General features: G+C 45.6%; 16 protein-coding genes. All 16 read left to right on the top strand.

What is annotated here, in order from left to right; translation table 11 throughout:
• Positions 1 to 20: 20 nt before the first annotated feature.
• The 16 genes from dapA to MHI01_RS06970 all read left to right on the top strand — a co-directional run bounded on the left by dapA (position 21) and on the right by MHI01_RS06970 (position 17258).
• Positions 21 to 899, top strand: coding sequence for a 4-hydroxy-tetrahydrodipicolinate synthase (gene dapA / locus MHI01_RS07045; RefSeq protein WP_036670403.1), 879 nt, complete (start codon positions 21 to 23; stop codon positions 897 to 899).
• A 476-nt stretch (positions 900 to 1375) separates the two neighbouring features.
• Positions 1376 to 3055, top strand: a complete 1680-nt coding sequence (locus MHI01_RS07040; protein WP_076208870.1) for a ribonuclease J — start codon at positions 1376 to 1378, stop codon at positions 3053 to 3055.
• A gap of 233 nt (positions 3056 to 3288) precedes the next feature.
• The gene (locus tag MHI01_RS07035) at positions 3289 to 4050 is read left to right on the top strand and encodes a ClpP family protease (protein ID WP_036609439.1); all 762 of its coding nucleotides are present in this window, start codon (positions 3289 to 3291) and stop codon (positions 4048 to 4050) included.
• Positions 4047 to 4277, top strand: coding sequence for a YlzJ-like family protein (locus MHI01_RS07030; protein WP_036670404.1), 231 nt, complete (start codon positions 4047 to 4049; stop codon positions 4275 to 4277). Before MHI01_RS07035 ends, MHI01_RS07030 begins: the two co-directional genes overlap by 4 nt.
• Positions 4278 to 4367: 90 nt before the next feature.
• On the top strand, positions 4368 to 7106 hold the full coding sequence (locus MHI01_RS07025) for an FtsK/SpoIIIE family DNA translocase (protein ID WP_340982834.1): 2739 nt from the start codon (positions 4368 to 4370) through the stop codon (positions 7104 to 7106).
• 198 nt (positions 7107 to 7304) lie between these two features.
• Positions 7305 to 8132 (top strand): spore cortex-lytic enzyme, encoded by an 828-nt coding sequence (sleB, locus tag MHI01_RS07020; protein WP_340982833.1) that lies wholly within the window; start codon positions 7305 to 7307, stop codon positions 8130 to 8132.
• A gap of 126 nt (positions 8133 to 8258) precedes the next feature.
• A complete protein-coding gene (gene yfmF, locus MHI01_RS07015; protein ID WP_340982832.1) occupies positions 8259 to 9539 on the top strand; it encodes an EF-P 5-aminopentanol modification-associated protein YfmF in 1281 nt (426 codons plus the stop codon).
• A gap of 3 nt (positions 9540 to 9542) precedes the next feature.
• On the top strand, positions 9543 to 10823 hold the full coding sequence (gene yfmH, locus MHI01_RS07010) for an EF-P 5-aminopentanol modification-associated protein YfmH (RefSeq protein WP_339286443.1): 1281 nt from the start codon (positions 9543 to 9545) through the stop codon (positions 10821 to 10823).
• Between the two features lies 1 nt (position 10824).
• Entirely contained in the window at positions 10825 to 11595 is a 771-nt protein-coding gene (gene ymfI / locus MHI01_RS07005; protein ID WP_339286444.1) for an elongation factor P 5-aminopentanone reductase, read from the top strand.
• A gap of 164 nt (positions 11596 to 11759) precedes the next feature.
• Positions 11760 to 12023 carry a DUF3243 domain-containing protein gene (locus tag MHI01_RS07000; RefSeq protein ID WP_017689119.1) on the top strand — a complete coding sequence of 88 codons (264 nt, stop codon included), beginning with the start codon at positions 11760 to 11762 and terminating at the stop codon, positions 12021 to 12023.
• A 197-nt stretch (positions 12024 to 12220) separates the two neighbouring features.
• Positions 12221 to 12988, top strand: coding sequence for a DUF3388 domain-containing protein (locus MHI01_RS06995; protein ID WP_036609270.1), 768 nt, complete (start codon positions 12221 to 12223; stop codon positions 12986 to 12988).
• A gap of 66 nt (positions 12989 to 13054) precedes the next feature.
• A complete protein-coding gene (locus MHI01_RS06990) occupies positions 13055 to 14101 on the top strand; it encodes a helix-turn-helix domain-containing protein (protein ID WP_340982831.1) in 1047 nt (348 codons plus the stop codon).
• A gap of 67 nt (positions 14102 to 14168) precedes the next feature.
• A complete protein-coding gene (locus tag MHI01_RS06985; RefSeq protein ID WP_017689116.1) occupies positions 14169 to 14339 on the top strand; it encodes a hypothetical protein in 171 nt (56 codons plus the stop codon).
• A gap of 155 nt (positions 14340 to 14494) precedes the next feature.
• Positions 14495 to 14986, top strand: a complete 492-nt coding sequence (locus MHI01_RS06980) for a YajQ family cyclic di-GMP-binding protein (protein WP_047842512.1) — start codon at positions 14495 to 14497, stop codon at positions 14984 to 14986.
• Positions 14987 to 15306: 320 nt separating this feature from the next.
• Positions 15307 to 15894, top strand: a complete 588-nt coding sequence (pgsA, locus tag MHI01_RS06975; protein WP_017689114.1) for a CDP-diacylglycerol--glycerol-3-phosphate 3-phosphatidyltransferase — start codon at positions 15307 to 15309, stop codon at positions 15892 to 15894.
• Positions 15895 to 16001: 107 nt separating this feature from the next.
• The gene (locus tag MHI01_RS06970) at positions 16002 to 17258 is read left to right on the top strand and encodes a competence/damage-inducible protein A (RefSeq protein WP_340982830.1); all 1257 of its coding nucleotides are present in this window, start codon (positions 16002 to 16004) and stop codon (positions 17256 to 17258) included.
• The last annotated feature ends 151 nt before the right edge of the window (positions 17259 to 17409 follow it).

Genomic DNA, 17409 nt, shown 5'->3' with positions numbered 1-17409 from the left:
GTTTTGAAGGAGGAATCGAATTGGACTTTGGAAGATTGATTACAGCAATGGTCACTCCGTTCAATGAACAAGGAGAGATTCATTGGGAGGAAACGGCACGTCTAATCGACTATCTGATTGTAGATCAAAAGTCGGAGACGCTTGTGGTTTCTGGAACAACAGGGGAGTCTCCAACACTTAGTGATACTGAGAAAGTTCAATTATTCGAATTTGCAGTGAAACATGCGGCCGGTCGGTGCAAAATTATAGCCGGAACGGGAAGCAATAACACGGCACATTCCATCCATTTGACACAGGAAGCTGAACGTGCCGGAGTGGATGGCATTTTGTTGGTTGTTCCGTATTACAACAAACCTAGCCAAGAAGGTTTGTTCAAACATTTTGAAGCGATTGCAGGCTCCACCAAGCTGCCAATTATGCTCTACAACGTGCCTGGGCGTACAGTAACCAGCCTGTCAGCAGAGACAACGCTTCGTCTTGCACAGATTCCTAACATCGTCGCTACGAAGGAATGTGCATCTATGGAGCAGGTTACGCTGATTGCAGCAAGTGCTCCAGAGAATTTCAGAGTTTATTCCGGTGATGATGCTTCAGGCTTACCAGCGATTGCGGTTGGAGCACATGGAATTGTCAGTGTGGCCAGTCATGTCGTAGGGGCAGAAATGAAGAAAATGATTGACGCCTTCTATGGCGGAGCACCTCTTCAGGCTGCTCAGATTCATCAGCAGTTGTTCCCGGTGTTCAAAGGCCTGTTTGAGTGTCCACAGCCTCTACCAAACCCCGTAGCGGTGAAATATGCGCTGACATTGCGTGGTCTAGACGTTGGTTCCGTACGGTTGCCCCTTATTCCCCCAACGGAAGAGGAGCAGGTTTATATCAAAGGTTTGCTTAATTTGTAATCATTTTGGTTGTATATGGACTATTTTATTAATCATGGGAATATCCTTCAAATCAGCAAAAGAACCGCTCCTCTTCCTAGAGGCTGCGGTTCTTTTTTTTACGAGTAATGTGAGGTTTCTTTTCCACTGCTAAGGGGAAACCTACAGGTTAACGAGAGAGTGACTTGTTTTTTTTGTTTTTAATCATGTATAATGATGTCAAGTGACTGGGTGCGGTATTTTTTTGAAATTGAAAGCGACATCGCTTCGTGGTGTAGCTTTGCGGTGAAAAAGGAAGGAACGGCTAAGAGGGAATTTCAACTCCAACTTGTTGGTCAAAGGGAATAACTTCGAAGAACTTCTTCCAAATATCGTGAATAAAGGTGTTCTTTTGCATTCATCCCGATAGGTGGGTATGTGATGTATGGACTACTTTTCTTAACTTACAATAAATAATAAGGTACGACGTCCAACTACCATAGGAGGTTTAGATTCATTTGTCTAAGAAAAATAATAACGATAAACTGATGATTTTTGCTTTGGGCGGCGTAGGCGAGATTGGTAAAAACATGTACGTCATCCAATACGCCAACGACATTGTAGTCGTAGATGCTGGTCTTAAATTCCCGGAAGAAGATATGCTTGGTATTGATATTGTCATCCCTGACATTTCTTACCTGACTGAGAACCGTGACAAAGTAAGAGGAATCATTCTTACTCACGGACATGAGGATCACATTGGTGGTCTGCCATATGTTCTCAAACATCTGAATGTTCCTGTATACGGAACAAGACTTACGCTTGGACTTGTAGAAAACAAGTTGAAAGAAGCGAATTTGCTGGGTGAAACAAAACGTATTCTGATTGATGCTGATTCCGAGATCCAACTTGGATCTGTTCTGAAAGCATCGTTCTTCGCTACTAACCATAGTATTCCGGATTCTGTTGGTGTATGTGTCGAAACACCGGAAGGTGCAGTTGTTCACACGGGTGACTTCAAATTCGACCATACTCCAGTCAATGGTCAATATGCAGATCTTCAGCGTATGGCACAGATCGGAACAAATGGCGTGTTAGCGCTGTTGTCCGATAGTACGAACGCTGAGAAACCTGGATTCACACCATCGGAGAAAAATGTGGGTATCGTGCTGGAAGATATCTTCCGTAAAGCAAGTCAACGTGTTGTTGTGGCGACATTTGCTTCCAACGTACACCGTATCCAACAGGTGATCAATGCAGCAGAAGTGACTGGACGTAAAGTTGCAGTTATTGGACGCAGCATGGTGAACGTGGTTGGTATAGCTTCAGAACTGGGTTATCTTGAGATTCCGGATGGCATGATCATTGAACCTGAAGAAGTAGGCAAGATGGCAGCTGATCGTGTCGTGATTCTCTGCACAGGAAGTCAAGGAGAGCCAATGTCAGCACTGACACGTATGGCTCGTTCCACACACCGTAAAGTGGACATCCTGCCAGGTGACACTGTTATTATCGCAGCAACTCCGGTTCCAGGTAATGAAAAATATGTAGGCCGTACGATTGATGAACTGTTCCGTCTGGGTGCTAACGTGCATTACAGCGGTGCTAACAGTGGCGTCCACGTATCTGGTCACGGTAGCCAGGAAGAGCTGAAACTGATGCTCAACCTGATGAAACCGAAATTCTTCTTGCCAATCCACGGTGAATTCCGTATGCAGCGTCGCCACGCGGTTCTTGCTGAATCTGTAGGGGTAGAACCTGAGAACATTTTCATCACGGATATCGGTGAAGTGATTGAAATTCAAGGTGGAGCAGCACGTAGAGCAGGTAAAGTTACTGCAGGTAATGTGTTGATCGATGGCTTGGGTGTAGGCGATGTGGGTAACATTGTACTTCGTGACCGCAAATTGTTGTCACAGGATGGTATCCTTGTTGTTGTGGTAACACTGAGCAAACAGGATGGAAAAATTGTTTCCGGTCCTGACATCATCTCTCGCGGATTTGTGTATGTACGTGAATCGGAAGGACTACTGGATGAGGCCAACCGGATCGTTAGCAGCACATTGCAGAAGTTGATGAGTGAGAACGTTAACGAGTGGGCTTCACTCAAAACAAATGTTAAAGATGCACTGGGACGCTTCCTGTATGAGCAAACTCGTCGTAGACCGATGATTTTGCCAATCATTATGGAAGTTTAAAATAAGCTAAACAAAAACATATATTCAGGCACACAGTCGCCCCTTCTCTACGAGTAATATTGGACGGTTCCTCGTAGAGAAGGGGCTTTTTTTGCGTTTTCAGGAAGATCTGCAATAGCGTCAATATGTGAAGCAATTTGATGCAGCGGGTATAAGGCAGTTGGAAAAATCCCCATACTAAGGAAATACATTAAATGTTTCTGGAGAAGGGGATTATTGAAATGAATGAACGTATGAATGACAAGCAGGCGTCAAGATCCAATCAACCGGAAGTTGAAGCGCCGGAAATTCCGATTCAGGAGGAAAAGGCCATCTCTCCCGTGACAGAGACTATTCAGCAATTTGGGCAGACACAGTCGCCTGCAGGTGAGTCGAATATTTTCTGTATGACCATTATTGGACAGGTCGAAGGGCATTTGATTTTGCCGCCACAAAATAAAACAACAAAGTATGAGCATATCATTCCACAGCTGGTGGCTGCAGAACAAAATCAGCGTATTGAAGGTATACTGATCATTTTGAACACGGTAGGTGGGGATGTAGAGGCGGGTCTAGCCATTGCAGAGATGATTGCTTCCCTAAGCAAACCTACGGTGACTGTGGTCATTGGAGGTGGGCATAGCATTGGAGTACCGATTGCTGTAGCTTCAACATATTCCCTGATTGCGGGAAGTGCAACGATGACGATCCATCCGATTCGGATGAACGGCCTTGTCATTGGTGTACCTCAAACGTTTGAGTATATGGAGAAAATGCAGGAGCGGGTTGTTCGGTTCGTGACTTCGCATTCGAATATCTCTGAAGAGATGTTCAAAGAACTGATGTTTAAGACTGGTGAGTTGAATCGGGATATTGGTACAGCTGTAGGAAGCGCAGATGCAGTGAAACATGGATTAATGGATGCAGTGGGCGGGATTGGACAGGCTATTGCTCAGTTAAATCAGCTCATAGGAGACAAGAGACAGACTCTGCAAGCGGGAGGTTATACCCAATGACATTATATACAGTGATGCCCCCGGAACAACTCTGGTCGGGAATGTGGAAAGAGGGCGAAGATACAAAGGAGATCAAAATGAATGGTTTATTGATGCAGGTGAGACCTGTTAATGACAATGAAGCCGTTATTGTTCGTTTGCTGGATTGTCCACTTGAAGCCTATCTCAATCCTGCTAATATGCCCGGTTCGACCATTCCGCTTTCGGGTAACTTGGGATCAGCATAACGCGACGAATTCAGACAAATTGAGCAGAAAAAGAACATATGTACGGATTATATTTGTATGGTATAATATTCTTCTGGGGGTGACCTGATTTTGGCCAGAAGAAAAAAGAGGAAAAAAAAGGGCGCTGGTTTTAGCGGCGTTTTAAAATATGAAATTTACGGGATTGTGCTTATTACCCTTGCTGTCATAGCATTATCGGGTGAAGCCACCGTTGGACGTTCGCTTTCCAAGATGTTCGGACTGATGCTTGGTAAGTTTTATTTTGCGATTCCACTTGTTGGTATTTATTATGGTCTCATGGTGATGATTCACCGGAAATGGCCGAGTGGCTGGACCACACGCAAGACAGGACTTGTTTTGTTGGTCTTTGCCTTAACTCTCATGAGTACTGTCTCTGCAATGCACCAGAAGCTCATTCCGGTTGGTGCGCTTGAGCCTGGTGCTGTGATTACGCAGGTACATAATGATATGCAAACCGAGTTGCTAACCCCTGCTGCGCCAGGTGAGAGGGACTCCATGCTTAACAAGGACATCAGCGGTGGTTATCTCGGAGCTGGGCAATTTGCCCTTTTCTTGTGGCTGTTCGGCAGCCTTGGGGCGAGACTCATCATGATTGTCATGTTTATCATCAGTTTTATGCTGATTACGAGTCTATCTTATGTGGATTTGATTCGAATATTCCGTACAAAGATTTGGGATGCCGGGAGTTCGATGTACAAAAAGCTGGAGTCGAGACCGTCTGCACGTTCTGCTTCAGCATCTGATGGAAGGAAGAAAGGTAACGCTCGTAAAGTGGTGCCTGTTCCTGTTGAAGATGACGAAGACGAGTATGAGGATGAATTAGAGGAACAGCATCTGCCAAAACGAAACTCGCCCATATTCTTCCAACTTTTCGGAAAATGGGGAGCTAAACGGGAACAGGCGACATCAGGACGTGAAATGGATGAGGTCGATTCGGCAGAAACAGAACAGATTTTATACCGCGCCGAACAAGATCACAATCTAGAGGCGTGGCAGGATGCAACCGAAGACGTAGCGAACAAATCAGCTTCATCACGTGTTCCTGTTCAGGCTAAACCTAACTCAGCGCCGATCATTCGAGACTTTTTCGAGCACGTCAGAACAGAAGAGGCAAGCATTGAAGATGATCTGGACGATGCTTATCCTTTCCCGGATAATCTGGCCGATCCAAATGTAGTACAACAGGGCGAGCATGCCATTAAAATAACGGATGAACTGGTAGAGACGGAGTGGTCTGCATCCGATGCGGGTACAAACGGGATGAATGCTGTGGATGAGATTCAGAGTGGAGAAGAAGTACCTAATGATACAATGCAGGGAACAGATACTCCAACTCCTGAAGGGCAGGACACACAACCGGTGAAACCACCACCGCCACCTCCTAAGCCGTACAAGCTACCATCATTCCGTCTCCTTGCCAAGCCAAACAATGGGGGCAAGGCGGGTGACCAGAAGGATTATATGCAGACAGCACGCAAGCTGGAAGCTACACTGGAGAGTTTCGGTGTTCGCGCCAAAGTGCTTGAAGTGGTCCGGGGGCCTGCCGTTACAAGGTATGAAATTCAGCCTGATATTGGTGTTAAGGTCAGCAGAATTGTCAGCCTAACTGATGATATCGCGTTGGCTCTGGCGGCAAAAGATATTCGGATGGAAGCACCGATTCCCGGAAAGTCTGCGATTGGTATTGAAGTACCTAATGGTGAAGTATCGGTTGTAACGATGCGGGAAGTAATGGAGACAGCAACGTTCCAGGATGCAGAATCCAAAGTGACCATTGCATTTGGCCGAGATATCTCGGGACAGACGATTATTGGTAACTTGGCTCGTATGCCCCATTTGTTGGTTGCGGGTGCTACAGGTTCTGGTAAGTCGGTGTGTATTAACGGAATTATTACCAGCATATTGTACAAAGCCAAGCCGGATGAAGTGAAGTTCCTGATGGTCGATCCCAAGATGGTTGAGTTGAACGTATATAACGGGATTCCCCATTTGCTGGCACCGGTAGTAACTGATCCTAAGAGAGCGTCACTTGCTCTCAAAAAGATCGTGGTTGAGATGGAGAAACGATATGAGCTGTTCTCCAAATCAGGCACGCGTAACGTCGAGGGTTACAATAATCTGATGAAAGATAATCCTGCGGCTGTTCTGCCTTATATCGTTGTCATTGTGGATGAGCTTGCAGATCTGATGATGGTTGCTGCCGGAGATGTGGAGGATGCTATTGCACGACTCGCTCAGATGGCTCGTGCAGCCGGAATCCATTTGATTATTGCCACACAACGTCCTTCTGTTGACGTTATTACCGGGGTAATAAAGGCTAACATTCCATCGCGGATTGCCTTCGGTGTATCCTCACAGGTGGATTCTCGAACCATTCTGGATATGGGTGGGGCCGAGAAACTGTTGGGTCGCGGAGACATGTTATTCATGCCAATGGGCGCATCAAAACCGGTTCGTGTACAAGGTGCTTTTATGAGTGATGAAGAAGTGGAAAATATTGTTAATTATGTACGTGGTCAAGGTGAAGCACAGTATGATGAATCCCTTGTACCTGAAGTGGATGATTCCATTCAGGCAGCAGATGAAGTACAGGATGAGTTATATGAGCAAGCTGTACAGATTATTTTGGAGGCAAAACAAGCTTCAGTCTCCCTGCTACAACGTCGTATGCGGGTTGGTTACACACGTGCAGCGCGTTTAATTGACTCCATGGAAGCCCGGGGTGTAATCGGTCCTTACGAGGGCAGCAAACCAAGGGAAGTACTGGTTTCACTTGAACAGTATCAGCAGAATAAAATAAGCTCGTAGTGGAACATGTAACATGGTTACAACGAATCGTTTAAGCCCTCAGCCTTATTGGTTGAGGGCTTTTTGCTTGCTCAACAGACTGAAGTTTTGCCATCTACTCCAAAGATCGGATGTTTTGGTGCATAGGAAACAAGCAGGCTTGTCATAATAACCTTAGCGATTCTGTTAATCCCACAAGAGAAAGGTAGAGCACAGTCGATGCGAAAAATGAACCTATGGCTTTTCACTGCTATTTTGCTGATATCCGCATTGGGAATTCGTTATTTGCTTCCCGAGAATACAGCAACTGAAAGTTCAGCCGAGCGTACACCGCAGGTAGAAGAAAAGGCCTTGCCTACGTTTAGCAGCAATACAGTGAAATATGGAAGTTACGGTCAGGATGTATATGAGCTTCAGGGTCGTTTGAAGTACCTGGGATTTTACAATGGTAAAATAGACAGTAATTTTGGCAACAGCACACTGAAATCCGTCAAATGGTTTCAATCCGAGTTTGGCATGAAGGCAGATGGTGTGGTTGGAGCTGAGACCAAGCTCAAGCTGTACAATGCGTCAACCAAATGGTCGCCAACAGAGCCGCCGCTACACAAGGAATCCTCAGGTGGAGGTGGAGGTAGCAACAATACGGCAGATAAAGAGCAAGACAATATGGGATCTGCCAATGCCCTTGGTCTCTCAGAGAATGAACTCAAGATTATGGCTAACGCTGTATATGGTGAAGCCCGGGGTGAACCGTTTGAAGGTCAAGTCGCAGTAGCGGCAGTAATAATGAATCGCGTGAAATCACCAAGCTTTCCAAATACGCCTTCAGGCGTGATCTTTCAACCAGGTGCATTTACGGCTGTAGCGGACGGACAGATCTATTTGGAACCAAACGCACAAGCCAAAAAGGCAGTTGAGCAGGCCCTGAATGGATGGGATCCGTCCGGTGGATGTCTCTATTATTTTAACCCGAAGACAGCAACATCCAAATGGATCTGGACCCGCCCACAAGTGAAAACAATCGGACAGCATATCTTTTGTATGTGATGATGTTGGAAGCAACCAGAAGGCGTGACTTCGGTTGCTTCTTGCCTTTTGAATGGGTTAAAATGGTTGTTACGTTTAGCTTAATACGATTGCATGATAAATGACGCCGTAAAGGGGTTTTGACATTTGAATACATCAGGATTCGAACGAGGTAGCAAGAGAGAGTTTCGTATACATGTGCTTCCGACTAAACGTTTTAAAACGTTTGCTATATCGTTATATGCAGGAGTTCCCTTACGGGAAGATACAGTAACCAAAGTAGCGCTGACACCTTTTGTTCTGCGACGCGGCACGGAGTCCTATCCGGAAACAACGCAATTTCGTGAGCAACTGGAGCATCTGTATGGAGCAGGTTTTGGTTTTGACGTTTATAAACGCGGGGATTACCAGATTGTACAGTTCCGAATGGATACCATTAATGATTCCTTTGTTGGAGGGGATGAGCAGTTGCTGGATCGTTCATTTGCCTTCCTAGGAGAGGTTCTTACACGACCTGCACAGGAGAATGGACATTTCAGGACGTCTTATGTACAAGCAGAGCGAGAGACTGTTCGGAAAAAGCTGGAGTCCATCGTGAATGATAAAATGCGCTATGCGGCTGAACGCAGTATCGAGGAAATGTGCAAGAACGAGCCATACCGTCTTCATCCATTGGGTGAGCGAAAGGATCTGCCTGGGATTGAGCCCGACACACTGACTGCGTCTTATCAGGAGTGGCTGCAGCAGGCGAGTATGGATCTGTACGTGGTAGGGGATACGACACTGGAGGAGGTCGAGAACCTTGTTCAGCGTTATTTCAATGTAGATCGAACGTCCTCCTCTGATTACAAGACACAGGTAGCGGTTCGAGGAGATAAGGAAGTGGAGACCGTTGTTGAGCGACTGAATGTGAGTCAGGGAAAACTCAATATGGGAATCCGTACATCTATCACTTATGGAGATCCTCAGTATGCCGCAGCACTAATGTACAACGGGATTCTCGGTGGTTATCCTCATTCCAAACTGTTTGTCAATGTTCGTGAAAAAGAAAGCCTGGCGTATTACGCATCTTCAAGATATGACGGACATAAAGGCATTGCGACGATTCAATCCGGGATTGAAATCCCTAATTATGAGAAGGCCGTCACCATCATCAAGCAACAACTGGAAGAAATGAAAAGCGGCTCAATCAGTGATCTGGAAATGTCTCAGACCAAAGCAATGATCCGTAACTTGCTTAAGGAAATGCAGGATTCTGCTTTTGAGATGATCGCTTATGACTTCAATCGACAGTTGTCTGGCAAAGAAAGAACGGCTGAAGAACTGTTGGCTCAGGTAGAACATATTAGCAAGGAAGATGTACGTGAGGCGGCAGAACAATTCCGTCTGGATACGATTTATTTCTTGCGGGACGAGAAGGAGGAATAATCGGTGGAGAGCATTCGGTATGAGCATTTGCAGGAGACACTATATTACGAAGTAATGGATAACGGACTGCATGTGTATATTTTGCCTAAACCGGGATTCCAGAAAACGTATGCTACGTTTGCAACCAAGTATGGATCGGTGGATAATCATTTTCAGGTTGAAGGGCAGGAAGCAGTGAAGGTCCCGGATGGGATTGCTCATTTCCTGGAGCATAAAATGTTTGAAGAACCAACAGGTGATATTTTTGCAACATTTGCGTCTCATGGTGCTTCAGCTAACGCATTTACGAGCTTTGATCAGACGGTTTATTTGTTTTCAGCGACCGAATATGTGAATGAAAATATACAAACATTAGTCGACTTTGTGCAAAATCCTTACTTCACGGATCAAAATGTGGAAAAGGAAAAAGGCATTATTGGACAGGAAATTGACATGTATGCTGATAATCCGGACTGGCGTGTTTATTTTGGATTGATCGAAGCCATGTATCAAAAACATCCGGTGCATATCGATATTGCAGGAACGGTGGAATCCATCCGTACGATTACCAAAGAGATGTTGTATGAGTGTTATAACACCTTCTATCACCCGAGTAATATGCTCTTGTTTGTGGTGGGTGGTGTAGATCCACAAGAAGTCATTGATATGGTTCGATCGAACCAGGAGCAGAAGGATTATAAGCCACAGGGGAGCATTCAACGTTTCTTCGAACCGGAGCCTGAGCAGGTAGGAGAAGCCAGACGGGAAGCGAAACTGGCTGTTTCACTGCCCAAATGTCTGTTTGGATTCAAGGAGACGGAGGTTGGACTTACCGGGGAACAATTGTTACGGCGAGATATGACAACGCAGCTGATGATGGACCTTTTATTTGGCTCAAGCACACGATTATTTCAGAAGCTCTACGATGAAGATCTGATCTCGGACAGCTTTGGACATGAGTATAACAGTTCGCCGCAATATGCTTTTTCAGCCATTGGTGGTGATACAAAAGACCCGGATCAACTGCTCGCGCGTATACGTGAAGAAGTGGATGCCATTGTAGAAAAAGGGTTCGATTCCACGGATTTTGAACGTGCACGCAAAAAGAAAATAGGCGGATATTTGCGTATGCTCAATTCTCCGGAGAACATTGCGCATGAATTTACACGTCAGCAATTCCGTGGCGGTGATTTTTTCAATATGCTGCCGCTCTATGAATCGATTACACTGGAAGATGTAAATCTCAGACTGAGAGAGCATATTCGGTGGGATCATCTGGCTGTATCGCTAGTCGTGAGTCCTTGATATGGAGAGGGGAACGGGACAATTGAAGGCAATCGGGGAAATGACTGTACTGGTAACTGGCGCAAGCGGTGGCATCGGAGCGGCTATCGCAGAACGCTTTGCCAGAGTGGGGATGAATGTTGTTATACACTATATGAAATCGCATGAAGCAGCGAATGAAGCCGCCAGACGGTGCATGGAACAAGGCAACGGAAAAATCATGACCGTGTCTGCGGATCTTCGCAGCCGGGAACAGATTGAGCGTATGCGTGAGAAGCTGGAGTCGCACAATCTCATGCCAGATATCCTTGTGAACAACGCAGGAATCTCGCACTATGGGATGTTGGCTGATGTTACAGAGGAGATCTGGGATGAAGTGATGGCGATTAACCTCAAAGGCACGTTTATGTGTACACAGGAAATGATGCCTCACATGATCTCCCAAAGGTACGGACGGATCATTAATGTATCGTCGATCTGGGGACTGTCTGGTGCTTCTTGTGAGGTGCTGTATTCTACAACCAAAGGTGGGGTGAATGCATTCACCAAAGCGCTTGCGAAAGAACTCGCACCTTCCGGAGTAACCGTAAATGCCGTTGCTCCTGGTGCCGTCCAAACATCCATGCTGAACCATCTGGATCAGAGTGAACTGAAGATGCTGGAAGAGGAAATTCCGGCAGGAAGACTTGCTCAACCTGATGAAATCTCATCATTGGTTTATTTTTTGGCCCTCCCTGAATCGGGTTATATCAATGGGCAGATCATCAGTCCAAATGGCGGTTGGTTAACGTAAAAAAAGCAAGAAAACTTGACTGGCTGTGAACGAACCAGGTGAAGGTTGCTGAGAAGCAGTCGTCTTCCGGATTATTTTCAAAATGCTCGTATATAAAATGCCTCGAAAGCACATATTACAACTGTTGATTTTAAATCTCATGCGTCATCTAAGGAGGATTTATCATGTCAACAGAAAAAACAGTGCTCTCCAGTTTTGACACATGGAAGAAGTTCCTGGGTGACCGCGTACTGCAAGCAGAGAAGATGGGGATGAGTGAAGAAACCATCAACAAACTTGCGTATGAAATCGGCGACTTCCTTGATGAGAAAGTCGATCCGGCGAACCATTCCAACCGGGCATTGAAAGAGTTATGGGATGTCGGCGATGCTGATGAGCGTCGTACGATTGCGTGCCTGATGGTCAAATTGGCCAAACAAAACGCATAAGATTACAGATGAAGAGCTCCCGCAAGGGGGCTTTTCTCTAATGATTACAAACGGATTACAGAGCTGTTCTTGTAATTCATTTTCATTTTATATATCATTAACGTGACCCATTTTTAGAAGATGTCTCAGATTGTTGTCCAGTGGATATGTTCTGTTGCTGTCGAATAATGGGGAATAATGCATTACGGGGTGTTGAAATGGAATCTAAACAATGGTACATGGAATATAAAATACATAAGAACAGACCCGGTTTGTTAGGCGATATTGCCTCTATGCTGGGGATGCTTGAAGTGAATATATTGACCATTAACGGTGTTGAAGGCAAAACTCGAGGCATGTTGCTTGAATCGGATGATGATGAAAAAATCCGTTTGCTTGGTGAAATGCTTGGCAAAGTAAACAGCATCACCGTATCGGCTTTGCGGCAGCCTAAATTGGTGGATATTTTGGCCGTACGTCATGGCAGATACATTGACCGTGACTCGGATGATCGCAAGACATTTCGTTTCACACGAGATGAACTTGGGTTACTTGTGGACTTTTTGGGTGAAGTATTTAAGAGGGAAGGCAATCAGGTCATCGGTTTGCGCGGAATGCCTCGTGTTGGCAAAACGGAGTCTATTATTGCGGGCAGCGTATGTGCAATGAAGCGATGGACGTTTGTTTCCTCCACACTTCTTCGTCAGACGATAAGGAGTCAAATGTCCGAAGACGAATTGAACCCAAACAATGTCTTCATCATTGACGGAATTGTAAGTACGATTCGTTCCAGTGAGCGGCATTACAACCTGTTGCAGGATATTATGTCCATGCCTAGCACCAAAGTTATTGAACATCCGGATATTTTTGTACAGGAATCCGAATATGATTTTAATGATTTTGATATTATTATTGAATTGCGTAACATTCCCAATGAAGAGATTATTTATGATACGTTTACGGCTAGCTACACCGATGAATTGTAAGGAACCGTACGGAATCATGGAATAGATTAGCAACAACTCAAGAGATAAACATAAGGAGGAGATGGCATGTCTGAACTGGGTCAGCAGTTAAGGGAGGCCCGGCTGCAAAAAGGGATGAGTCTTGACGATGTACAGGAAATGACAAAAATTCGCAAGAGGTATCTGGAGGCCATAGAAGCAGGAGACTATAAAGTGCTGCCGGGTAGCTTCTATGTGCGTGCTTTCATCAAAACCTATGCGGAGACCGTGGGACTGAACCCTGATGAGCTGCTGGAGGGACACAAAAAAGACGTACCCGAAGAAGAGACGGAAGCAACGATGGAACCGGTTATTCAGAAGCGTTCCAGCCGTCCGGTTGAGCGTAGTAATCGATGGATGTCTGTCGCGTTGATGTGGACATTCCCTGTTTTGATCGTAGTACTGTTGTATGTATACGTGGTGTATAACAATGGTGATGAATCAGATAATCCGGGTCTTGATCAGGTCAAAATTACAGACAGTCAACAACAGCCTGAGGATAAACCGGATCCACCTGCTGACAACGGACAGGCATCTAATCCGCCTGCGACAGATTCAGGTACTGACGGTACTGGTGAGGGCGACGCTGGGGGTAATGGTGGCGGTACAGACACTGAAGGACAGACGGATGGCCAAACTGATGGCCAAACGGACGGACAGACGGATGAAACTGAGGAAAAACCAACTGACAATTCACCGTCTAATGTGACTGTTGCAGAAGATGGGAAATCAGGGAATATTACGAACTTTAAAGTTAACGGTAGTGCAGGGCAACCTGTAACGGTTACGATCAAAGCAACAGGTAATAGCTGGCTGGAAGTGTATAAAGGCGAAAACTCCAGTGGAGAGAAGTTGGAGTATGGTAACACAGCCGAAGGTGACAGCTATACCTTTGAGTTGGATAGTGTAGGCATGTATATTAAGTCTGGTTACGCTGCAGCGACCACGATTGAAGTTGGCGGGCAAGTTGTAACGGATGGCAAGGCGACCAATCGGATCCGTTTGAAGCTTGGTGAAGACAGTAGTGGTACTACTTCCACAGGTGTCGAAAATGGATCAACGGACGGTACAGGAGGTACCACGGGTAGCGAATAACCGGGTCAACTGCAGGAGACAATAACCGTGTCTTAACTTGCAGTTAACTTTTGGTGAAGTGAGGTGGATGGCTGTGACAGTCAGCTGGATCGTAACAGGTTTAGGGATCATTGTCAGCCTCCTGGGTTATTACCTGACTCCAAGTGCTTGGGGTTACGGAATATTGGGTTTTGGACTTGCACATGTACTTTTGGGTGTGCTCGATATGTTCAGACAGCCCAACCGCAGCCGCTATTAGGTTGGAAGCTGGACCAGCAAGCATTTTTGGCAGCCACTTGAAGTGGAAGCCAAAAATGCTTTTTTCTTTGTGTAAAACAGCTTGAAATTAGACTTTTGCTTAAGGTATCCTCTATAATGTTACAGAACATACGATTAACTGAAAGGGTGACTGGTTTGAGCTCAGAAAATTCATTTGATATCGTGTCCAAAATGGACTTGCAAGAACTGACAAATGCCGTTACACAAACCGAGAAAGAAATTGGCGCTCGTTATGACTTCAAGGGCAGCAAGAGCAGCCTGAAACTGGATAAGGATGCGTTAACGATCGTATCTGATGATGAGACCAAACTCAAGGCTGTCATTGACGTGCTTCAATCCAAAATGGCGAAGCGTGGTCTACCATTGAAAAACATTGATTACGCAAAGGTAGAGCCAGCGTCTTCTGGTACAGTCCGCCAGCGTTTGAATTTTAAACAGGGGATTGATCAGGACATCGCCAAGAAAATCAATATCCTGATTCGGGATTCCAAGATGAAGGTGAAGAGTCAGATTCAGGGAGATCAACTTCGGGTAACTGGTAAGAGTAAAAATGATTTGCAAGCTGTCATGCAGTTGCTAAATGGTGCTAACCTGCCTCTGGATTTGCAATATACAAATTTCAAGTAATAAGGCCTTTTTGTAGCAAAAGTGTTTTTTTGACACGGTATTGGGCGTATATTATACTAAGTGTGCATTGCTGGCAGTCAAGCATCAAGTCCAGTCCTCATCGTTTGCTGACTTTGTGAAAAGCAGTACATCTTCTGGAAGTCACCGGAACGTTTAAAGCGTTTTGCTTTTGAGCGGTTGACTTTATTTTTTGCGTTTCTACATAGTGGGATCATGTTAATATGGATTGACATTGAAACTGTACATTTCATGTTCCGGATGATGATAACGGGATTATGATGATTGTTTGGAGTAATGGAGGATATGAGGGAGGGCGTCTTGTGAATTTACCCAACCGGATTACGCTTGCACGAATTTGCTTAATCCCTTTTTTGATGGTGTTCCTGCTCGTGGATTTTCCATTTTATCCAGAGCCGTTGCAGCTTGGAAGCTTGTCGCTTCCGTATAATCAACTGATTGCTGCTGTTATTTTTATCATCGCCGCAAGCACAGATGGAATTGACGGATACCTTGCGCGGAAAAATAACATGGTTACCAATCTGGGGAAACTGCTCGATCCACTCGCAGACAAGCTGCTGGTTACTGCAGTTTTGATCTCGCTTGTGGAGATGGGCAAGCTGGATTCCTGGATTGCAGTTGTGATTATTAGTCGTGAATTTGCAGTTACCGGCTTGCGTCAAATTGCATTGCTGGATGGTTCGGTTGTTGCCGCCAGTGCTTGGGGCAAGCTGAAGACTGTAGTGCAGATTGTGGCGATTGTGCTGTTGCTGTTGAACAATTTCCCGTTTTCATACACGGGTATTCACGTCGATATTATCGCGGTATGGGCAGCAGCGCTTATTACCATCTGGTCGGGTATCGATTACTTTATCAAAAACAAAAACCTGCTTCATTTAACAAAAGCATAATGGTTTGTTCTTAAATGGGTAATCATGAAGGAAGCATTGGGTCAGGGGCAATAGGAAATTATCCTATTGCCCTTTGATCACTCACCACGTGTACAGGAGGATGCTCAATGAAGGCAGAAATCATTGCAGTTGGCACAGAGCTACTGCTTGGACAAATCGTCAATACCAATGCCAGATACCTATCCCGTGAATTGGCTGCGATGGGGATCGATGTATATTTCCAAACGGTGGTTGGGGATAACCTGAACCGACTTAGTGAAGCTATTCGCATTGCGCAGAGCCGTGCAGACGTTATTTTATTTTCCGGTGGCATCGGACCTACCCAAGATGATCTGACCAAGGATGCGCTCGCAGCTGTTCTTAACCGGAAACTGCATACAGATCGAATGGCAATGGACAAAATTGAGAGCTTTTTCAGAGATCGTAATGTGGATATGACAGAGAATAACCGACGTCAGGCGATCGTTATTGATGGCGGAACACCTCTGGCCAATGAAACGGGCCTGGCGGCAGGAAATGCGATTTCTGACAATGACAAATATTATGTTGTGATGCCTGGACCACCTAAAGAGTTGATTCCAATGTTTGAACAGGAAGTCAAACCTTGGCTGTTCCAGCATGTACTCACAGAAGAGATGCCGATCTATTCCCGAATGCTCAAATTCGCAGGTATTGGTGAATCTGCTCTTGAAGATCGACTTCTGGATCTGATTGACGCGCAGACAGACCCTACGATTGCTCCTTACGCGAGCGAAGGCGAAGTTACGGTACGCGTCTCCACAAAGGCTGCGAGTGAGGGAGAGGCGAAGCTGAAGCTGGATGCGATGGAGGTTCAGATTCGGGAGCGTTTGACAGAACATCTCTACGCGAACGAGGATGTACCTATAGAGTACACGATTGTAACCATGATGTCTGACATGGGGCTGACGCTCAGCGCTGCTGAGAGCTGTACAGGAGGGCTTGTCATGCAAAGTCTGACCTCTGTACCCGGAAGCGCATCAATGCTCAAAGGTGGTATTGTTTGTTACTCCAATGAAATTAAAGAAAAGCTGCTGAATGTGCCTCATGATTATCTGGAGGGTGAAGATGCACCTGGGGCGGTAAGTCCTGAGGTTGCAAAAGTGCTTGCTGAGCAGGTCCGCATGATTGGTGATGCTGATTTTGGCTTGGCTGTTACCGGTGTAGCTGGACCGGGATATTCGGAACGCAAACCACCCGGACTTGTCTTCATCGCTCTTGCTGAACGTGGAAAAGAGACGGATATTCATGAGCTGCGTATTAATGGTAATCGCGAGACGGTTCGCATTCGTTCAGCCAAAGCAATTCTATATCGCTTATGGCAAAAACTTGTGGCGATGGATTGATTAGTTAATAGCTTCGATTGCATTTACAGTTCCAAGCAAGTATAATTAAGGAAGACGGAAGAACCGTAGAATTAGGCTTTACAGCCTTGTTTACGGTTCTTTTTTCTGTTTAATGGAAAGTTTCCTTGAGGAAGAGGCGCCTCGGCCTTTA

The sequence above is a fragment of the Paenibacillus sp. FSL M7-0656 genome, assembly GCF_038003225.1.
Taxonomy (GTDB): domain Bacteria; phylum Bacillota; class Bacilli; order Paenibacillales; family Paenibacillaceae; genus Paenibacillus; species Paenibacillus amylolyticus.
The sequence above is the reverse complement of the archived record's forward strand: the minus strand, read 5'-3'. Positions and strand labels throughout refer to the sequence as shown.